Genomic DNA, 15,579 nt, shown 5'->3' on the forward strand with positions numbered 1-15,579 from the left:
GGGTGGGGTTCGCTCGCCAGTCTTGAAGTGAAGAAACCCGGTATGCAGGCTTAGGGCTGTGTGCCGGTTTTTTTTGTGGTTCGACGAGGGATTGGCGGGGCGTCGCTCGCGATCGGCCATGTCGCTGGCTCGAAAAGCTGAATGGGCGGCTCGCGAGCAAGTCGGCCCGTAATGGCGTAACTAGGCGGCCACTGCATTGACTGGAGCGTTCGGATAGCTGAACTGTTGCAGTTCTGGTAACGCTCGCTTCTACCCTTGCGATTCTAGATTTCTGCTTGTTTGTGTTTTAAATAAAAAAATAATCTATTGAACTATTGAGTTGATTTGCGCTGCTATAACTGTCAGCTTTCGAAGCGGATGGGTGTGTCCTATGTTTGAAGCGCATCGGGATCGCGTTAAGTCGCCGTGATGCGCTATCAACTTTATTTTGGAGACCGATATGTCTGCGCGAAGCACTGTCGTGAAGTTGCAAAACAATTCGGGGAACACGTTATTCCTGGATCCCGCGTCGATCAACCTGCTGCACGGGGAATGGGTGACATATCCTCCGGAGAAAATCCCGGATGGCCAAACTGGCCAATGGGAAAGCGATTCGGACGGTTTTATGACGGGAACGGAAGGTCAGCTTCAATATCAATTTGCAGACGGCGGCGGTATCGAGAACGTCAGGCTTTACTGGGACAACCCCTATGTCGGAAATAACGGATACTCGATCACCGTTAGTGCCGCGGGTTATAAGGTTGGTTATGACGGTGGCTCCGGGGATAACGCAACCGTCAACTTCTACATCAAGAAGGGCTGACGCCGTGTGAGGCGCTCGCGCCCGTCTCGATGGGGCGCGAGTGCTCGACGGACGTATTGAGGGCTTGGCCGGATCTCGCGCCCTTGGCGATCGGTCGGTTCCAGCCGCGCGCCTGATACCCGGCGCTGTCATTCGAACGGCTGCTGCTTCGCAACGGGAACGTGTCAGCCATCGTTCGTTGGAAACCCGCGTCCGCGGGAACGCTACTGGAAAATTCGATCGCCGCCTGGCAGGTGAGTCATGCGGCTCCGCAATGCCGCCAACTGCTGGTGCCATGACGACGACGTTGCCGCTGACGTTTTCACGCATGGCCTTCATTGCACGTCGCAACTAACGGTCAGTCCTGCCCGCCGACTTCCAATGGCGCGGTGGCGTCCCGCCACGCGCACCGGCAGTGCATGAAGGTCAGCGGTCACGCAGCGAAGGCGACGCCTGCCGCTACGGACGCACCCGCGCAGAACCATCCGCGCCCCTACTCAATCACCGCCGCGCCTCATTCCCGCGTGAAACATCTTCCCCATCAGCCTCGTTCGCATCCCATCCGCTAACCAAACGTCCGCGCAAGATCACACGCGCGCGTTGACGCGTGTGGCGGTCAGGGAAGGACCAGGAGCGTGATTGGATTGGATTTCGCGGCGGCCGTGCGGCCGTGCTTGCGGCGTCGGCGCGCGCCGCGCATAAAGGCTGCCGCCGACAACGCAAAGGGATCCGAAGCGATCGCATGCGGACATGCACATCGTTCGCCTCGGCAACAGCGCGTTCAACGGGCGGCACACACACCGCCCACCCACCTTACGCCGTGACGAACTCGTGCACGTACCGATTGAACACCGCGGGACTCGCCGCATTCATCCCGTGCGACGCACCGGCGACGGTCTGCCGTTGCGCAGCGCCGATCCACTGCGACAGCGTGTCGACGTTGTGGCGGAACATCTTCGGGCTGCGTTGTCCGTCGATCAGCAGCGTGCGGCATGCGATATCCGACGCCGTGTGTTGCGAATAGGCGGGCAACGGGTCCTGCAGCTGCTTCGGCAGCGTGCTCGCGTTGTCGATCGCCATCATGCGGAAGCGCGACGTGCTCTTGTTCCACGCACCCGGCATGCTGACCGAGTCGACGAACATCTCGAGGCCGGCTTCCACGTTGCCTGCGCCGATCAGCTTCACGGCTTGCGTGCGCAGCGCGATCGCGGCGGCCGGCAATGCGGCTTCGCGCACGCCCGGCTGTTGCAGCGGGCCGCCGGGATCGGCGAGCGTCAGCGTGTCGACGAGCTGCGGATGCTGGCGCGCGACGTTGAACGCGACGCTGCCGCCGCGTGAATGGCCGACCAGATGAACGGGGCCGAGATCGAGCGCGTCGATGAATTCGGCCAGCTCGTCGACGTGGTTCTGCCAGCTGAACTCGTCCTGGATGCCCGCTTCGACGGCCGGCCAGTAGTGGCTCAGGCTCGGCGCGATGCAGCGGTAGTGCGCCGACAGCGACGCGAGTTGCGGCTCCCAGTAGCGGTAGTCGCACAACGATCCGTGCACGAACACCATCGGCGCGCCGCTGCCCCGCTCGACATACGGCAGGCTGATGCCCGACGAAAGCGTCGCAAATTGCAGGTCCGGGTTGGCGAGCACCGAAGGCTCGATTCGCATGTTCATGACTGAAAACTCAATGGGTGCGTCATCACGCCGCAACTATGCCTCACCGCGACCTGCAAGAAAAACGCATTATTTTCATCGTCACGATCAATTTTATTGATGACAACGCCGAAAACCCTTGTCGCAGCGTGGTACGCACTTCAGCCTTTAATCGTCTGACGGTTTGATTCCGCGCTGAAAGCCAGCGTGTGCGGCCGCGCGGGCGCGCATCGGACGCGACCGCGTGCTGCGCAAAATGAAGGTCGCGCGACGTCGTTCGCGCGTTATCGCGCCGCGGGCGCGGCCAAGGTCCGAAGCTCGCCAGGTAGATCGTTGTCCGCAGCGAATGGCATCGCGAAGTCGAATGCATCGGCGCACATGACGCGCAACGCGTCCGCGACGAACAGGCATTTGACGCGGCCGTCGACCACCGGCATCGCGAGCCACTCGGACCAGTCGCGCGTGACACCGCGCGTCAGATCGCCGCCGATCCGGCCGCGATCCATGCCCGCATACGCGGCCTCATTCCCCGCCGTCGGCGGCCGCATCGCCGCGCGCGGGAATCCGCAGGTTGCGCAGCTTGTGATAGAGCGTCTTCTTCGGCATCCCGAGCGCAACGCTCGCGTCCGCGACGTTGCCGTTGTGACGCCGCAGCATGTCTTCGATCAGCATCCGCTCGAAATACGCCATCTGCTCGGCGAGCGTGCTGCCGGCCGCGGGCGGCCCGCTGGACGACAGCAGGCTGTCGCCGGTCAGCCCGAGCACGAAGCGATCGGCGACGTTCTGCAGCTCGCGCACGTTGCCGGGCCACGCGTGCGTCATCAGTTCGGATACCTGCGCGGCGCTGACGACGGGTGCCGGCTGCCCGAAACGCCGCGCGGCCGCGAGCACGAAATGCTCGAACAGCAGCGGCACGTCCTCGCGCCGCTCGCGCAGCGGCGGCAGCTCGATCTGCGCGACGTTGAGCCGGTATAGCAGGTCCGCACGGAAGCGCCCGTCGGCAGCGAGCTCGGTCAGGTCGGCCTTCGATGCCGCGACGACGCGGCAGTCGACCGCAATCAGCTCGTTCGCGCCGAGCCGCTCGACCACGCGCTCCTGCAGCACGCGCAGCATCTTGATCTGCAGCGGGATCGGCATCGTCTCGATCTCGTCGAGGAACAGCGTGCCGCCGTGCGCCCACTCGATCTTGCCGATGCGCTTCTTGATCGCGCCGGTGAACGCGCCGGCCTCATGGCCGAACAGCTCGCTCTCGAACACCTGCTCCGGCAGACCGCCGCAGTTCAGCGCGACGAAATGCGCGTCGCGCCGTCCGCCGAAGTCGTGCAGGCTGCGTGCGATCAGTTCCTTGCCGGTGCCCGTCTCGCCGGTGATCAGCACCGACACCGACGTGTCGGCGAGCCGCAGGATCTTCTTGCGCACGTCGGCCATCGCCGGCGACTTGCCGAGCACGTACGCGTCGATCCCGTGCCAGTTGTCGAGCGCGGCGCGCAGCCCCTGCACCTCGAGCGTGAGCCGGCGCTTCTCGACGGCCCGCGCGACGCGCCTGGCGATCAGGTCCGACGAGAACGGCTTTTCGATGAAGTCGTACGCGCCGTCGTGCATCGCGCCGACGGCCGTCGAAATGTCGGCGTGACCGCTGATCAGCACGACCGGAATCTGCGCGTCGACGGCCATCACGCGCTCGAGCAACTGCAGCCCGTCGATGCCGGGCATCCGCACGTCCGACACGATGACGACCGGTGCGCCGGGCGCGACGTGCGCGAGCGCGTCAGCGGCCGATGCGAACGCGTCGACCGGGAAGCCGGCGAGCGCGACGGCCTGCTCGACGCCGATGCGCACGTTCTCGTCGTCCTCGACGACGAGCACGCGGATCTCATGTTCCATGCTCTGTCCTTTGTGGCGGCGTCGCCGCCGCGAATTCGATGATGAACTGCGCGCCGCCTTCGTCGCGGTTCGCCGCGGCGATCCGCGCGCCGAACGCGTCGACGATGCGCGACGTGATCGCCAGGCCGAGCCCGAGCCCCTGGCCGCGCGGCTTGGTCGTGACGAACGGCTCGAACAGGTGCGGCAGCACGTCGGGCGCGATGCCGGCGCCGCTGTCGGCCACGGTCAAGCGCACGCGGCCGGCGTCGTCCGGCCCGCTCGCTTCGATGACGATGCGCCGCACCGGCGCGTCGCGCACGGCGTCGAGCGCATTGCCGAGCAGGTTCACGATCACCTGCTGCAACTGGCTCGATTCGGCGGACACCGTCGTGCCCGGCGCGATGTTCACGTCGAGCTGCACGCCTTCGTCGCGGATCCGCGCTTCGTAGATCAGCCGCGCATGCGCGATGGCTTCGTTCAGCGATACGGCGACGCGCTCGACGTCGGGCTTGCGCGCGAAGGTCTTGAGCTCGCCGGTGAGCACGGCCATGCCGTCGACCAGCTTGCCGATCCGTTCGAGGTTCGCGAGCGCCGGTGCCGGCTGGCCGCGCTCGAAGAACGTGCGCGCGTTGTCGCACAGCGTGCGGATCGCGACGAGCGGCTGGTTCAGCTCGTGCGTGAGGCCGGCCGCCATCTGCCCGAGCACCGCGAGCTTGCCCGCGTGCACGACTTCCTGTTGCGAATCGCGCAGCCGCTGCTCGGTGCGCTCGCGCTCGACGATCTCGCGCTGCATCCGCTCGTTCGCGGCCGTCAGCGCGGCCGTGCGCTGCGCGACGGTCAGCTCGAGCCGGTCGTTCGCGCGGCGCAGCGCGTCCTGCGCGTTCAGCCGCGCGATGATCGCCCGGCGGCGCTGGATCGCGTAGCCGGCCAGCAGCGCCGCGATCAGGAACGCGCCGGTGACGAACACGAACGCCGTCTGCTGCTGGCGGCGCGCGCCCGCGATATCGAGCAGCACCATCAACGAATCGCCGGCCTGCGGCGCGGGGCGCGACATCACCAGATAGCGCGTGCTGCGGCCGGCGCGGCGCGGGTCCGGAAACGTGCCGAACCACGCGGCCGCGCTGCGATCGCCGATGCGCCGGTACGGCAGCGCATCGACCGTGCGGCCCGCATACTGGCGCGACGCGTGGATGTCGCGCTGCTGCTGCGCGGTGATCGGGCGCAGCGCGGCGAATTTCCATGCGGGCTCGGTCGAGATCACGACCACGCCGTTGCCGTCCACCACCATCGCGGCGACGCCCGGCGCGCGCCACGCGGATTCCAGCGGGTCGACGCTGATCTTCACCGCCGCCACGCCGATCGGCACGCCGTCGTCGCGCACCGCGCTGGCGAAGTAGACGCCCGGCACGCCGGTATTGGTGCCGATCCCGAAGAAGCGGCCGCTGCCGCGCGCGAGCGCGTCCTTGAAGTACGGCCGGTACGACACGTTCGTGCCGACGAAGCTGATCGTCTCGTTCCAGTTGCTCGCGGCGATCACCTCGCCGCGCAGGTCGATCACGTCGACGGCGCCGCTGCCCGCGTCGCGGTTCACGGCTTCGAGATAGGTGTTCACCGCATGCACGAGCGTGGGCGCGTCGTGCGGCGCGGCCTTCAGCAGCGCGCGCACGCCGTCCTGGCGCGCGACCAGCGCGGGCAGGATCTCGAAGCGGCCGAGTTCGCTCTTCAGGCTCGATGCATAGAGGTCGAGCCGGTGCGCGCCGGTTTCCTCCAGCGCGTCGATCGCGCGTTCCCACGCGAAATCGACGGCCGCGCCCGCCACGCCGACATACAGCGCGGCGGCCGACACCCAGCCCCACCACGGGATACCCTTGAAGCTCTTCTGCACGTTCGCCCTCATCGATGCCGCGCTACCGGCCGTCCGTTAGCGGTCCTCCGCTACCGGCTCTTTGCTGCCGGCTCCCCGCCAGGCCGCTTCCAAACGACGCCTCGAAACGACACTTCCAAACGACGCGCGCCGCGCACCGGCAACGCCGGCGGCGGCGCGTGCGAAGCGGCCGGCGCGCTTGCGCGCGCAGCGCTGCGTTATCCGAAGTGTGCGACCAGGATCAGCGTCACGGTCACGACGATCGCGCCGCCGATGCGCGTCGCGATCTGCGCGAACGGCATCAACTGCATGCGGTTCGCGGCGGTCAGGATCGCGACGTCGCCGGTGCCGCCCTGGCCGCTGTGGCAGGCGTTCACGATTGCGGTGTCGATAGGGTACATCTTCAGCAGGCGGCCGACCACGAAACCGGTGCCCATCAGCGTCGCGACGGTCGACACGATCGTGATCACGTTGACCACCGTGAACGCGGCGGTCAGCTTGTCCCACGGCGTCATCGCGACGCCGATCGCGAACAGCAGCGGATAGGTGACGGCCGTCGAGAAGAACTTGTAGACGACGAACGCGCCTTCCTGCAGCGGCGGCGACACCGCGCGCGCGAGCTTCACGAGCACCGCGAGGAACAGCATCGCGACCGGCGCGGGCAGCCCGAACAGCTTGTGCGCCATCAGGCCGACGAGGTACAGCGTGATCGCGGTGATGCCGGCGCCGGCGATGTGCGTGACGTCGACGTGGCCGCGGATCTCCTCGTTCTCCGGCGTCATGTCGCCGCTTTCGCCGACCTGCAGGCGGCCGTTGCCGGTCAGGTGCGGCAGCCGCTTGCCGAGCATGTCGAGCGCGCCCGACAGGATGATCGCGGTCAGGCTGCCGAGCATCACCGACGGCAGCACCATCGCGAACATCTCGCCCTGCGGCAGGTGCATCAGTTCCGAATAGCCGATCGACAGCGGAATCGCGCCCTCGCCGACGCCGCCCGCCATGATCGGTACGACGATGTACAGCAGCGTGTGGCGTGCGCCGAGGCCGAGCGCGGTGCCGACCGCCGTGCCGACGATCGCGGCCGCGATCGAGCCGGCCGCGAGCGGCACGAAGATCTTCACGAAGCCCTGGATCAGCACGCGCCGGTCCATGCTCAGGATGCTGCCGACGATGATCGACGCGATGAACAGGTACAGGAAGTTGGTGGACTTCGTGAATTCGACGGTGAGGTTCAGCACCGGCTTCGGCAGCACGTGGTAGTAGGTGAGCGCCGACGGCACGAAGGTCGCGAAGATCGCGGCCGCGCCGATGTTGCGCAACAGCGGCAGCCGCTTGCCGAGCTCGGCGCATGTGAAGCCGAAGAACGCCAGCACAGCGATCGCCATCGAGATTTCGCCGGGCACCTTGCCGGTCACCACGAACCCGACGATCAGCGCGAACAGGATCACGTAGATCGGCAGCGGGATGATGCCGATGCGGATTTCCATCAGCTTCCACCAGCCGTGCGGCCAGAAGCGCTCGCGCGTGGCGGGGCTGGCGTGGGCAACCGGCTCGGGATGCGATGGGGTATGGATAGAGGTCTGCAAGACGTGTCTCCTGATGTTGGAATGCCTGCATGGCTTCGCGGCATCGTGTGCCGTCTGTAACGCAACCGTCGTGCCAGAAATTCGGCCTGCCCGATTTTTCGCAAGCCGTTGATTCCAAAGGATTCGTTTCGTCAGCTGAAATCTCGGCCGCGCTCGCGTGGCCGAGATTTCGGAATTCGCGCCGCGCGCAGGCCGAGATTTCAGCCGGCGGCGTGCGCTCGTGCGTGCGGCCCCGCGCTTGCGGACCGCGATCGCGCCATATCGCCACGCGCGATTTTCTTCGCACAATCGCTTCGTAGACCGCCCATCCGCCGCTCTCTATCATCGGCTGATCCTTTTCCGATGTGACGACCACCTCCGGAGAACGCCCGCGCGTTCGCCGCGGCGTCGCTCATCCGTCGCTACCGTCTTTGCCCAGGAGAGTGGTTTCCATGCTGCATGCCGTTTTTTCCGCCCGCTTTTCCCCCGGCCGCGCGGCTCGCGTGCTGGCCGCCGCGCTGCTCGGCGTCGTGCTGCTCAACGGCGCGCGCGCCGACACCGCGCCGCTGAAGGTGGGCCTCTCCACGAGCCCGCAGATCGAAGCGCTGAAGATCGCCGCGAAGGAGGCGAAGGCGCAGGGCCTCGACGTGCGGATCGTCGAGTTCACCGACTGGAATACGCCGAACGCGGCGCTCGCGAACAAGGACATCGACGTCAACTACTTCCAGCACATCCCGTTTCTCGAGAACGCGAAGAAGCAGGGCGGATACGACTTCGTCGCGATCGCGCCGGGCACGATCATGAAGATCGGCCTCTATTCGAAGAAGGTGAAGCGCTTCGACGAACTGAAGGACGGCGCGCGCGTCGCGATCGCCAACGACCCGGTCAACGGCGGGCGCGGCCTGTTGCTGCTGCAGCGCGCGGGGCTCGTCACGCTGAAGCCCGGCGTCGACTACCGCGCGACCACGCGCGACATCGTGTCGAACCCGAAGCATCTGAAGATCATCCCGCTCGAGGCGTCGCAGCTCGCGCGCTCGCTCGACGACGTCGACCTCGCGCAGGGCTACCCGAGCTTCATCAAGCTCGCCGGCACGGCCGACCCGAACAGCGCGCTGCTGTTCGACGGCACCGAGAACAAGAGCTTCGCGCTCCAGTGGGTCGTGCGGCCCGACAGCGTGAACGACCCGCGCATCCGCAAGTTCATCGCGATCTATCAGCACTCGCCGGCCGTGCGCCGCGCGCTCGACGACGCGTTCGGCTCGCTGTACGCGATCGCCTGGTGACGGAGACGACATGACGACCGCCAACCGCAAGAAGATCCTGCTCAACGCGTTCAACATGAACTGCGTCGGGCACATCAATCACGGGCTGTGGACCCATCCGCGCGACCGCTCCGCGCATTACACCGATCTCGACTACTGGACCGATCTCGCGCAGACGCTCGAGCGCGGCAAGTTCGACGGGATCTTTCTGGCGGACATCGTCGGCGTCTACGACGTGTACGGCGGCGGCCCCGACGCCGCGCTGCGCGAATCGGTGCAGGTGCCGGTGAACGATCCGCTGCTGCTCGTGCCCGCGATGGCGCAGGTCACGCGGCATCTCGGCTTCGGCGTGACCGCGAACCTGACCTACGAGCCGCCTTATCTGTTCGCACGCCGGATGTCGACGCTCGATCACCTGACGAAGGGGCGCGTCGGCTGGAACATCGTGACCGGCTATCTCGACAGCGCCGCGCGCGGCATGGGCCTCGCGCAGCAGATCGGCCACGATGATCGCTACGAGCGCGCGGACGATTACATGGAGGTCGTCTACAAGCTGTGGGAGCAGAGCTGGGACGACGACGCGGTGATCCGCGATGCGCACGCGCGCGTGTTCGCGCGGCCCGACAAGGTGCGGCGCGTGAAGCACGACGGGCCGTTCTATTCGGTCGATGCGATCCATCTGAGCGAGCCGTCGCTGCAGCGCACGCCGGTGCTGTATCAGGCCGGTTCGTCGGCGCGCGGCGTCGAGTTTGCCGCGCGCCACGCCGAATGCGTGTTCGTGAACGGCCAGAGCAAGGCGGCCGCGCGCGCGGCCGTGCTCGACATTCGCGCGGCCGCCGCACGCCAGGGCCGCGACCCGGCGTCGATCCGGATTTTCGCCGGCGTGAGCGTCGTGACCGCCGAGACCGAGCGGCTCGCGCGCGAGAAGTTCGACGAGTACCGGCGCTATGCGAGCGCGGAAGCGGGCCTCGCGCATTTCGCCAGCTCGACCGGCATCGACTTCGCGAAGTACGGCCTCGACGAGCCGATCTCGTATGTGAAGACCGATTCGATCCAGTCGGCCGTCGACGCGATCTCGCGCAAGAGCACGAGCGGCACGTGGACCGTGCGGCGCATGCTCGAGCAGATGTCGCTCGGCGGACGCTACGCGCCGATCGTCGGAGCGCCGTCGCAGGTCGCGGACGAGTTGCAGGCGTGGATCGACGAGACGGGCATCGACGGCTTCAACCTGACGCGCACCGTGATGCCCGAATCGTTCGTGGATTTCGTCGACTGGGTCGTGCCCGAGTTGCAGAACCGCGGCGTCTACAAGGAAGACTACGATCCCGCGCCGACGCTGCGCGAGAAGCTGTTCGGCGCCGGCGCCGGCGCGCGGCTGCCTGCCTGGCACACCGGCGCGCGGCACCGGCCGGCCACCGCGGTGGCGGCGGCGGAAGCCGCGCATGCATGAACGTGACGGAGCGAAGCGATGACGCAATGGTTCGACCCGCCGGGATTCATCGACGCGACGGCGGCGCGCGCGAGCGCAAACGCGCATGCAGCGGCCGCCGACGAAGCGGGCGCAATCGCCGCGGCCGTCTCGTTCGACCGCGTCGGCAAGGTGTTCGCGACGCCGCGCGGCCACGCCGCCGCGCTGCGCGACGTGACGCTCGACGTGCGACGCGGCGAGGTGTTCGGCATCATCGGCCGCAGCGGCGCCGGCAAGTCGACGCTGCTGCGGCTCGTGAACGGCCTCGAACGCGCGAGCTCGGGCAGCGTGCGCGTGCACGGCGTCGAGGTCGGCACGCTCGACGACGACGGGCTCGTCGCGCTGCGCCGCCGCACCGGCATGGTGTTTCAGCATTTCAACCTGCTGTCCGCGAAAACCGTGTTCGAGAACGTCGCGCTGCCGCTGAAGATCGCCGGTGTGCCGAAGGCTGAGCGCGTGCGCAAGGTCGATGCGCTGCTCGAACTCGTCGGGCTCGCCGCGAAGCGCGACGCGTATCCGGCGAGCCTGTCGGGCGGCCAGAAGCAGCGCGTCGGAATCGCACGGGCGCTGGTGCACGATCCGGAGGTGCTGCTGTGCGACGAGGCGACGTCGGCGCTCGATCCCGAAACGACGCAGTCGATCCTCGCGCTGCTCGCCGACATCAATCGCCGTCTCGGCCTGACGATCGTGCTGATCACGCACGAGATGGAGGTGATCCGAGCGGTGTGCGACACGGTCGCGGTGATCGAGCAGGGCGAGGTGGTCGAAACGGGCGCGGTGTGGCGCGTGTTCGGCAAGCCGCGCCATGGCGCGACGCGCGCGCTGCTCAGCACGCTCGTGCACGACCTGCCGGCCGAACTCGCCGCGCGCGTGCAGCCGTTGCCCGAGGACGCGGCGTTGCCCGACGGCGCGCAGATCGTGCTCGACATCCGCTATACGGGCGAGAGCGCCGGCGAGCCGGATCTCGGCGCGCTCGCGGCCGCGCTCGGCGGCGCCGTGCGCTTTCTGCACGGCGGGATCGAGCGGATCCAGGGACATGCACAGGGGCGCCTCGTGATCGCGGCGCAGCCGCGCGCGGCCGAACCCGGCGAGCCGCCTGCCGGCCCGCGCACGGTCGCCGCGTTGCTCGAACGCGCGCGCCGGCACGCGAACCACGCGGAGGTGCTCGGCTATGTTTGAGCTGTGGTGGCCCGAACTGCTCGACGCGATCCGCGACACGCTGTCGATGGTCGCCGCGTCGGCCGCGATCGCGGCGCTGGCCGGCATTCCGCTCGCGGTGGTGCTGGTGACGACCGCGCCCGGCGGCATCTACGAACGGCGCGCCGCTAACGCGGTGCTCGGCGCGCTCGTCAACGTGTTCCGCTCGACGCCGTTCATCATCCTGCTCGTCGCGCTGCTGCCGTTCACGCGCGTGCTGATCGGCACGACGATCGGCGTGTGGGCGGCCGTCGTGCCGCTGTCGATCGCAGCGATTCCGTTCTTCGCGCGGATCGCCGAAGTGAGCCTGCGCGAAGTCGATCGCGGGCTGATCGAGGCCGCGCTCGCGATGGGCGCGAAACGCCGCCACATCGTGTGGCACGTGCTGCTGCCGGAGGCGCTGCCCGGCATGCTCGGCGGCTTCACGATCACCGTCGTTGCGCTGATCGGCTCGACCGCGATGGCGGGCGCCGTCGGCGCGGGCGGGCTCGGCGACCTCGCGATCCGCTACGGCTATCAGCGCTTCGACACGACGGTCATGGTGACCGTGATCGCGATCCTGATCGCACTCGTTTCGGCCGTGCAATTCACGGGCGACCGCCTGGTGCGGCGCGTGGCCCGGCGTACCTGAGCGGCGCCGCGCGCGTCCGCTCGTTTCATTGAAGACCCTGAGAGAACGATACCCATGAACTTACCCATCGGCGCACCGCGCGACTGGAACGGACAATTCGAGGAAGCGCTGTTTCTCGACGTGGCGCGACGCCATCGTCCGGGCTTCCCCGACAAGCTGGCGACGCCGCCGCGCGAGCCGCACGGCGACGACGAACTGGCTGCCGTGGCCGACTACTACACGAAGATGGCGTCGCACGACCTGTTCATCGTGCAGGTCGTCGCGAAGGCGATCGACACGCTGTTTCGCGACGATCCGCATTTCCAGCTGATCCTGTCGCGCCAGCTCGGCGACGACGGCGCGCACGCGGTGATCGGCCGCGAGCGCGTGACCGAGCTGACCGGCCGCGATCCGCTGGCCGAGGTTGCGCGGCTCGTCGATGCGCACTGGGCGCGCATCGGCGACATCGCGGTGCGCGACGTCGCGGGCTTCCTCGCGTTCGAATGGCATTACGAGCTGCACATCCTCGCGAAGCTGTGGATTCAGCGCAAGACCGGCCGCATCGCCGACGGCGCGATGCGCGAGCATGGCGAGAACCGCATCCGGCCCGACGAGGAGTGGCATCGCGTGCAGATCGTGCAGTGGTGGTTCGACAAGCTGGCGGCGCTGCCGGCTGCCGAGCGCGAGGCGCTGATCGACCGCGTGATCGCAGCCGACGAGGAAACGCAGGCGCGCCTCGACGGCTATCTGCACGACGAGTACGCGCATACCGCGCACGTGTTCGGCGCGGATATCGCCGAGTACCGCGCGATCTACGACGACTGGCGGCGCGAAATCCTGGCGCGGCTGACCGGGCGCCGGCTCGATGCGCTCACGCCGCTGTCACGCGACGTCGTTGCGCGCGAAACCATCGTTGCGGAAGCCGTTGCATGAACGATCCGCGTGGCCCGGCGACGTTCGCGCCGGATACCGACGAGCGCGCCCACGCCGACGCGGCGCTCGACCGCGCGCTCGATGCGCTGCGCGAGACGGCCGTCGCGCGCGACCGCACCGGCGGTCATGCGGCCGATGCGAAGCAGCGGCTTGCCGACGCGGGCGTGCTGACGCTCGCGGTGCCGCGCGAATTCGGCGGGCAGGAGGCCGAATGGCCGGCCGTCTACGACACGATCCGGCGGATCGCGCGCGTCGACAGCGCGCTCGCGCATCTGGTCGGGTTCCAGGCGCTGCAGGTGGTGAGCGTCGACGTGTGGGGCAATGCGGCACAGCGCGAGCGCTATCTGCGCGGCACGGTCGAGCATCGCTGGTGGTGGGGCAATGCCGTCAATCCGCTCGACACGCGGCTCGCTGCAACCGCGTTGCCGGACGGCGGCTACCGGCTCGACGGCGTGAAGGGCTTCTGTTCGGGCACGCGCGGCTCGCAGCGGATGACGGTGTCCGCGCACGATCCGGCCACCGGCCGCCCGGTGTTCGGCGTGGTGCCGACTGCGCGCGACGGAATCGCCGTCAACGACGACTGGGACCCGATCGGCCAGCGGCAGACGGATAGCGGCAGCGTGCAGTTCGACGGCGTGCGGCTCGCGCCGGACGAGGTGCTGCATCGCTCCGAAACGCCGCCGACGCCGCACGCGACGCTGCGCACGCTGGTGTCGCAACTGGTGCTGACGAACCTGTTCGTCGGCCTCGCGCAAGGTGCGCTCGCGGAGGCGCGCGATTACGTGCTGACGCACGGCCGGCCGTGGATACATGCGGGCGTCGCGCAGGCGGGCGACGATCCTTATACGCTGCAACGCTTCGGCGAGATGCACGTGCAGGCGGTCGCGGCGGCGTCGCTCGCGGATCGCGCGGCTCTCGACCTGCAGCGCGCGTGGACGCTGCGCGACGCGTTGAGCGCGAACCAGCGCGCGGAAGTGGCGATCGCGGTGTCGAACGCGAAGATCGTCGCGCAACGCGCGGCGCTCGCGAACGGCGAGGCGTTGTTCGATGCGTGCGGCGCGCGCGCGACGGCTGCGTCGCTCGGCCTCGACAGATTCTGGCGCAACGCGCGCACGCATACGCTGCACGATCCGCTCGACTACCGGCTGCGCGACGTCGGGAAGTTCGCGCTGACCGGTGAGTTGCCGCAGGCGTCGCTCTATACGTGACGACGGTGGGGGACGCTCGCGTGTGCCGGTTGTCGATGGCGTGGTGGCGAGCCGGGACGCGACCGCGTGAACGAACATGCGTTACGCGATTCGCGGGCGCCGTGTGTGATCGCTGTCGCGGGCCGTTCCGCACACTAAGTCAGCCGCTCGACGTTCGCGCAAGATGCGCCGTGTCACATGTCGGGACCGACGCGCCGCGCGACTACAGCCGCGCCGGCCCGCCCGCTCACTGCGCCGCCAGCGTATCGGCCAGTGCGCGCATCGCGTCAGCCGTCTGCGGGTTCGCCGGGAAAAACGCCTCGATCGCAAGCTCCGACAGCGTGACGTCGACCGGCGTGCCGAATACCGTCGTCGTGCTGAAGAACGTCAGCTCGCCGCCGCTTGCCGTGCGCAGCCGCAGCGGGACGGCGATGTCCGCGTAGTCGGTACGCGGCTGCGCGTCGTCGGGCTGGCCGGCCGGCGCCGGATACGCCGCCAGTTCATCGCGCAGCGTGTGCAGCGTGCGGTCGCCGCTCGCGTCGATCTGCCGTTGCAGCCGATGCAGGACGTGCGCGCGCCATTCGTGCCAGTTGACGATCTGCGCTGCGAGGCCGTCCGGATGCAGGCTGAGCCGTAACACGTTGACGGGCGGCTGCAGCAGCGCGGGATCGGCTTGCTCGACGAGCGCGCCGAGCATCCGGTTCGCGGCGAGCAGCATCCAGTGGCGATCGACCGCGAGCGCCGGATACGGCTCGTGGCCGCGCAGCACGGCTTCGACGGCATGCCGAGCGGCATCCAGTTGCGGATCGGAGAATGGTCGCTCGCGAAACAGCGGCGCGTAGCCGGCTGCGACGAGCAGCGCATTGCGTTCGCGCAGCGGGACGTCGAGGCGCTCGGCCAGATGCAGCACCATGTCGCGGCTCGGCTGCGCGCGGCCCGATTCGACGAAGCTCAGGTGCCGCGCGGACACCTCGGCTTCCAGCGCGAGCGCCATCTGGCTCAGGCGGCGGCGTTGCCGCCAGGTGCGCAGCAACGGGCCGATGCCGGACGCGCGGCCGGCGGACGACGGGAGCGAGTGGAGGGCGGCGGTCGAGTTCATGGGGACGATGATAGGCAATCCCGCACGCGCCGGGTATTACCTGCGAGGTAAGCGTTGGGGCTACGCGGGCCGCGGCGGGCGCCGGAGCGGTGGAGGCGAGGCACCCGAA

13 protein-coding genes are annotated in these 15,579 nt (G+C 68.2%); 7 read left to right on the plus strand and 6 right to left on the minus strand.

What is annotated here, in order from left to right; all coding sequences use genetic code 11:
- Window positions 1-460: 460 nt before the first annotated feature.
- Complete coding sequence (locus tag C3Y15_RS29350) at window positions 461-802, plus strand: aegerolysin family protein (RefSeq protein ID WP_224020109.1); 342 nt, start codon at window positions 461-463, stop codon at window positions 800-802.
- Window positions 803-1,594: 792 nt separating this feature from the next.
- On the opposite strand, the gene C3Y15_RS29355 is transcribed toward C3Y15_RS29350, so the two are convergent.
- The 5 genes from C3Y15_RS29355 to C3Y15_RS29375 all read right to left on the minus strand — a co-directional run bounded on the left by C3Y15_RS29355 (window position 1,595) and on the right by C3Y15_RS29375 (window position 7,735).
- Window positions 1,595-2,446, minus strand: coding sequence for an alpha/beta hydrolase (locus C3Y15_RS29355; RefSeq protein ID WP_014724087.1), 852 nt, complete (start codon window positions 2,444-2,446; stop codon window positions 1,595-1,597).
- A 263-nt stretch (window positions 2,447-2,709) separates the two neighbouring features.
- Window positions 2,710-2,973, minus strand: coding sequence for a DUF3579 domain-containing protein (locus C3Y15_RS29360; protein WP_224020110.1), 264 nt, complete (start codon window positions 2,971-2,973; stop codon window positions 2,710-2,712).
- Complete coding sequence (locus C3Y15_RS29365) at window positions 2,948-4,309, minus strand: sigma-54 dependent transcriptional regulator (RefSeq protein ID WP_069246411.1); 1,362 nt, start codon at window positions 4,307-4,309, stop codon at window positions 2,948-2,950. The genes C3Y15_RS29360 and C3Y15_RS29365 overlap by 26 nt, the downstream gene beginning before the upstream one ends.
- The gene (locus C3Y15_RS29370; RefSeq protein WP_069246412.1) at window positions 4,299-6,185 is read right to left on the minus strand and encodes an ATP-binding protein; all 1,887 of its coding nucleotides are present in this window, start codon (window positions 6,183-6,185) and stop codon (window positions 4,299-4,301) included. Before C3Y15_RS29370 ends, C3Y15_RS29365 begins: the two co-directional genes overlap by 11 nt.
- A 185-nt stretch (window positions 6,186-6,370) precedes the next feature.
- Window positions 6,371-7,735 carry a 2-hydroxycarboxylate transporter family protein gene (locus C3Y15_RS29375; protein WP_034193352.1) on the minus strand — a complete coding sequence of 455 codons (1,365 nt, stop codon included), beginning with the start codon at window positions 7,733-7,735 and terminating at the stop codon, window positions 6,371-6,373.
- A 431-nt stretch (window positions 7,736-8,166) separates the two neighbouring features.
- On the opposite strand from C3Y15_RS29375, the gene C3Y15_RS29380 reads away from it, so the two are divergent.
- Genes C3Y15_RS29380 through C3Y15_RS29405 form a run of 6 tightly spaced genes read left to right on the plus strand, consistent with a single transcriptional unit; the run spans window position 8,167 to window position 14,392 of the window.
- Entirely contained in the window at window positions 8,167-8,997 is an 831-nt protein-coding gene (locus C3Y15_RS29380; protein ID WP_011880918.1) for a MetQ/NlpA family ABC transporter substrate-binding protein, read from the plus strand.
- Between the two features lie 10 nt (window positions 8,998-9,007).
- The gene (locus tag C3Y15_RS29385; protein WP_059475134.1) at window positions 9,008-10,426 is read left to right on the plus strand and encodes an LLM class flavin-dependent oxidoreductase; all 1,419 of its coding nucleotides are present in this window, start codon (window positions 9,008-9,010) and stop codon (window positions 10,424-10,426) included.
- Window positions 10,427-10,444: 18 nt separating this feature from the next.
- Complete coding sequence (locus C3Y15_RS29390) at window positions 10,445-11,623, plus strand: ATP-binding cassette domain-containing protein (RefSeq protein ID WP_045577667.1); 1,179 nt, start codon at window positions 10,445-10,447, stop codon at window positions 11,621-11,623.
- The gene (locus C3Y15_RS29395; protein ID WP_011880915.1) at window positions 11,616-12,272 is read left to right on the plus strand and encodes a methionine ABC transporter permease; all 657 of its coding nucleotides are present in this window, start codon (window positions 11,616-11,618) and stop codon (window positions 12,270-12,272) included. Before C3Y15_RS29390 ends, C3Y15_RS29395 begins: the two co-directional genes overlap by 8 nt.
- A 54-nt stretch (window positions 12,273-12,326) precedes the next feature.
- A complete protein-coding gene (locus C3Y15_RS29400) occupies window positions 12,327-13,184 on the plus strand; it encodes a hypothetical protein (RefSeq protein WP_011880914.1) in 858 nt (285 codons plus the stop codon).
- Complete coding sequence (locus C3Y15_RS29405; protein WP_045577668.1) at window positions 13,181-14,392, plus strand: acyl-CoA dehydrogenase family protein; 1,212 nt, start codon at window positions 13,181-13,183, stop codon at window positions 14,390-14,392. The genes C3Y15_RS29400 and C3Y15_RS29405 overlap by 4 nt, the downstream gene beginning before the upstream one ends.
- A 226-nt stretch (window positions 14,393-14,618) precedes the next feature.
- On the opposite strand, the gene C3Y15_RS29410 is transcribed toward C3Y15_RS29405, so the two are convergent.
- On the minus strand, window positions 14,619-15,470 hold the full coding sequence (locus C3Y15_RS29410) for a helix-turn-helix transcriptional regulator (protein ID WP_059603030.1): 852 nt from the start codon (window positions 15,468-15,470) through the stop codon (window positions 14,619-14,621).
- Window positions 15,471-15,579: the final 109 nt, after the last annotated feature.

Source organism: Burkholderia sp. B10 (genome assembly GCF_004368385.1).
Lineage (GTDB): Bacteria > Pseudomonadota > Gammaproteobacteria > Burkholderiales > Burkholderiaceae > Burkholderia > Burkholderia vietnamiensis.

What these genes read in the sequence shown, in the direction of transcription:
- C3Y15_RS29355 (WP_014724087.1), bottom strand. Translation starts at nt 2,446, where the DNA reads ATGAACATGCGAATCGAGCCTTCGGTGCTCGCCAACCCGGACCTGCAA.
- C3Y15_RS29360 (WP_224020110.1), bottom strand. Translation starts at nt 2,973, where the DNA reads ATGCGGCCGCCGACGGCGGGGAATGAGGCCGCGTATGCGGGCATGGAT.
- C3Y15_RS29365 (WP_069246411.1), bottom strand. Translation starts at nt 4,309, where the DNA reads ATGGAACATGAGATCCGCGTGCTCGTCGTCGAGGACGACGAGAACGTG.
- C3Y15_RS29370 (WP_069246412.1), bottom strand. Translation starts at nt 6,185, where the DNA reads ATGAGGGCGAACGTGCAGAAGAGCTTCAAGGGTATCCCGTGGTGGGGC.
- C3Y15_RS29380 (WP_011880918.1), top strand. Translation starts at nt 8,167, where the DNA reads ATGCTGCATGCCGTTTTTTCCGCCCGCTTTTCCCCCGGCCGCGCGGCT.
- C3Y15_RS29385 (WP_059475134.1), top strand. Translation starts at nt 9,008, where the DNA reads ATGACGACCGCCAACCGCAAGAAGATCCTGCTCAACGCGTTCAACATG.
- C3Y15_RS29390 (WP_045577667.1), top strand. Translation starts at nt 10,445, where the DNA reads ATGACGCAATGGTTCGACCCGCCGGGATTCATCGACGCGACGGCGGCG.
- C3Y15_RS29395 (WP_011880915.1), top strand. Translation starts at nt 11,616, where the DNA reads ATGTTTGAGCTGTGGTGGCCCGAACTGCTCGACGCGATCCGCGACACG.
- C3Y15_RS29400 (WP_011880914.1), top strand. Translation starts at nt 12,327, where the DNA reads ATGAACTTACCCATCGGCGCACCGCGCGACTGGAACGGACAATTCGAG.
- C3Y15_RS29405 (WP_045577668.1), top strand. Translation starts at nt 13,181, where the DNA reads ATGAACGATCCGCGTGGCCCGGCGACGTTCGCGCCGGATACCGACGAG.
- C3Y15_RS29410 (WP_059603030.1), bottom strand. Translation starts at nt 15,470, where the DNA reads ATGAACTCGACCGCCGCCCTCCACTCGCTCCCGTCGTCCGCCGGCCGC.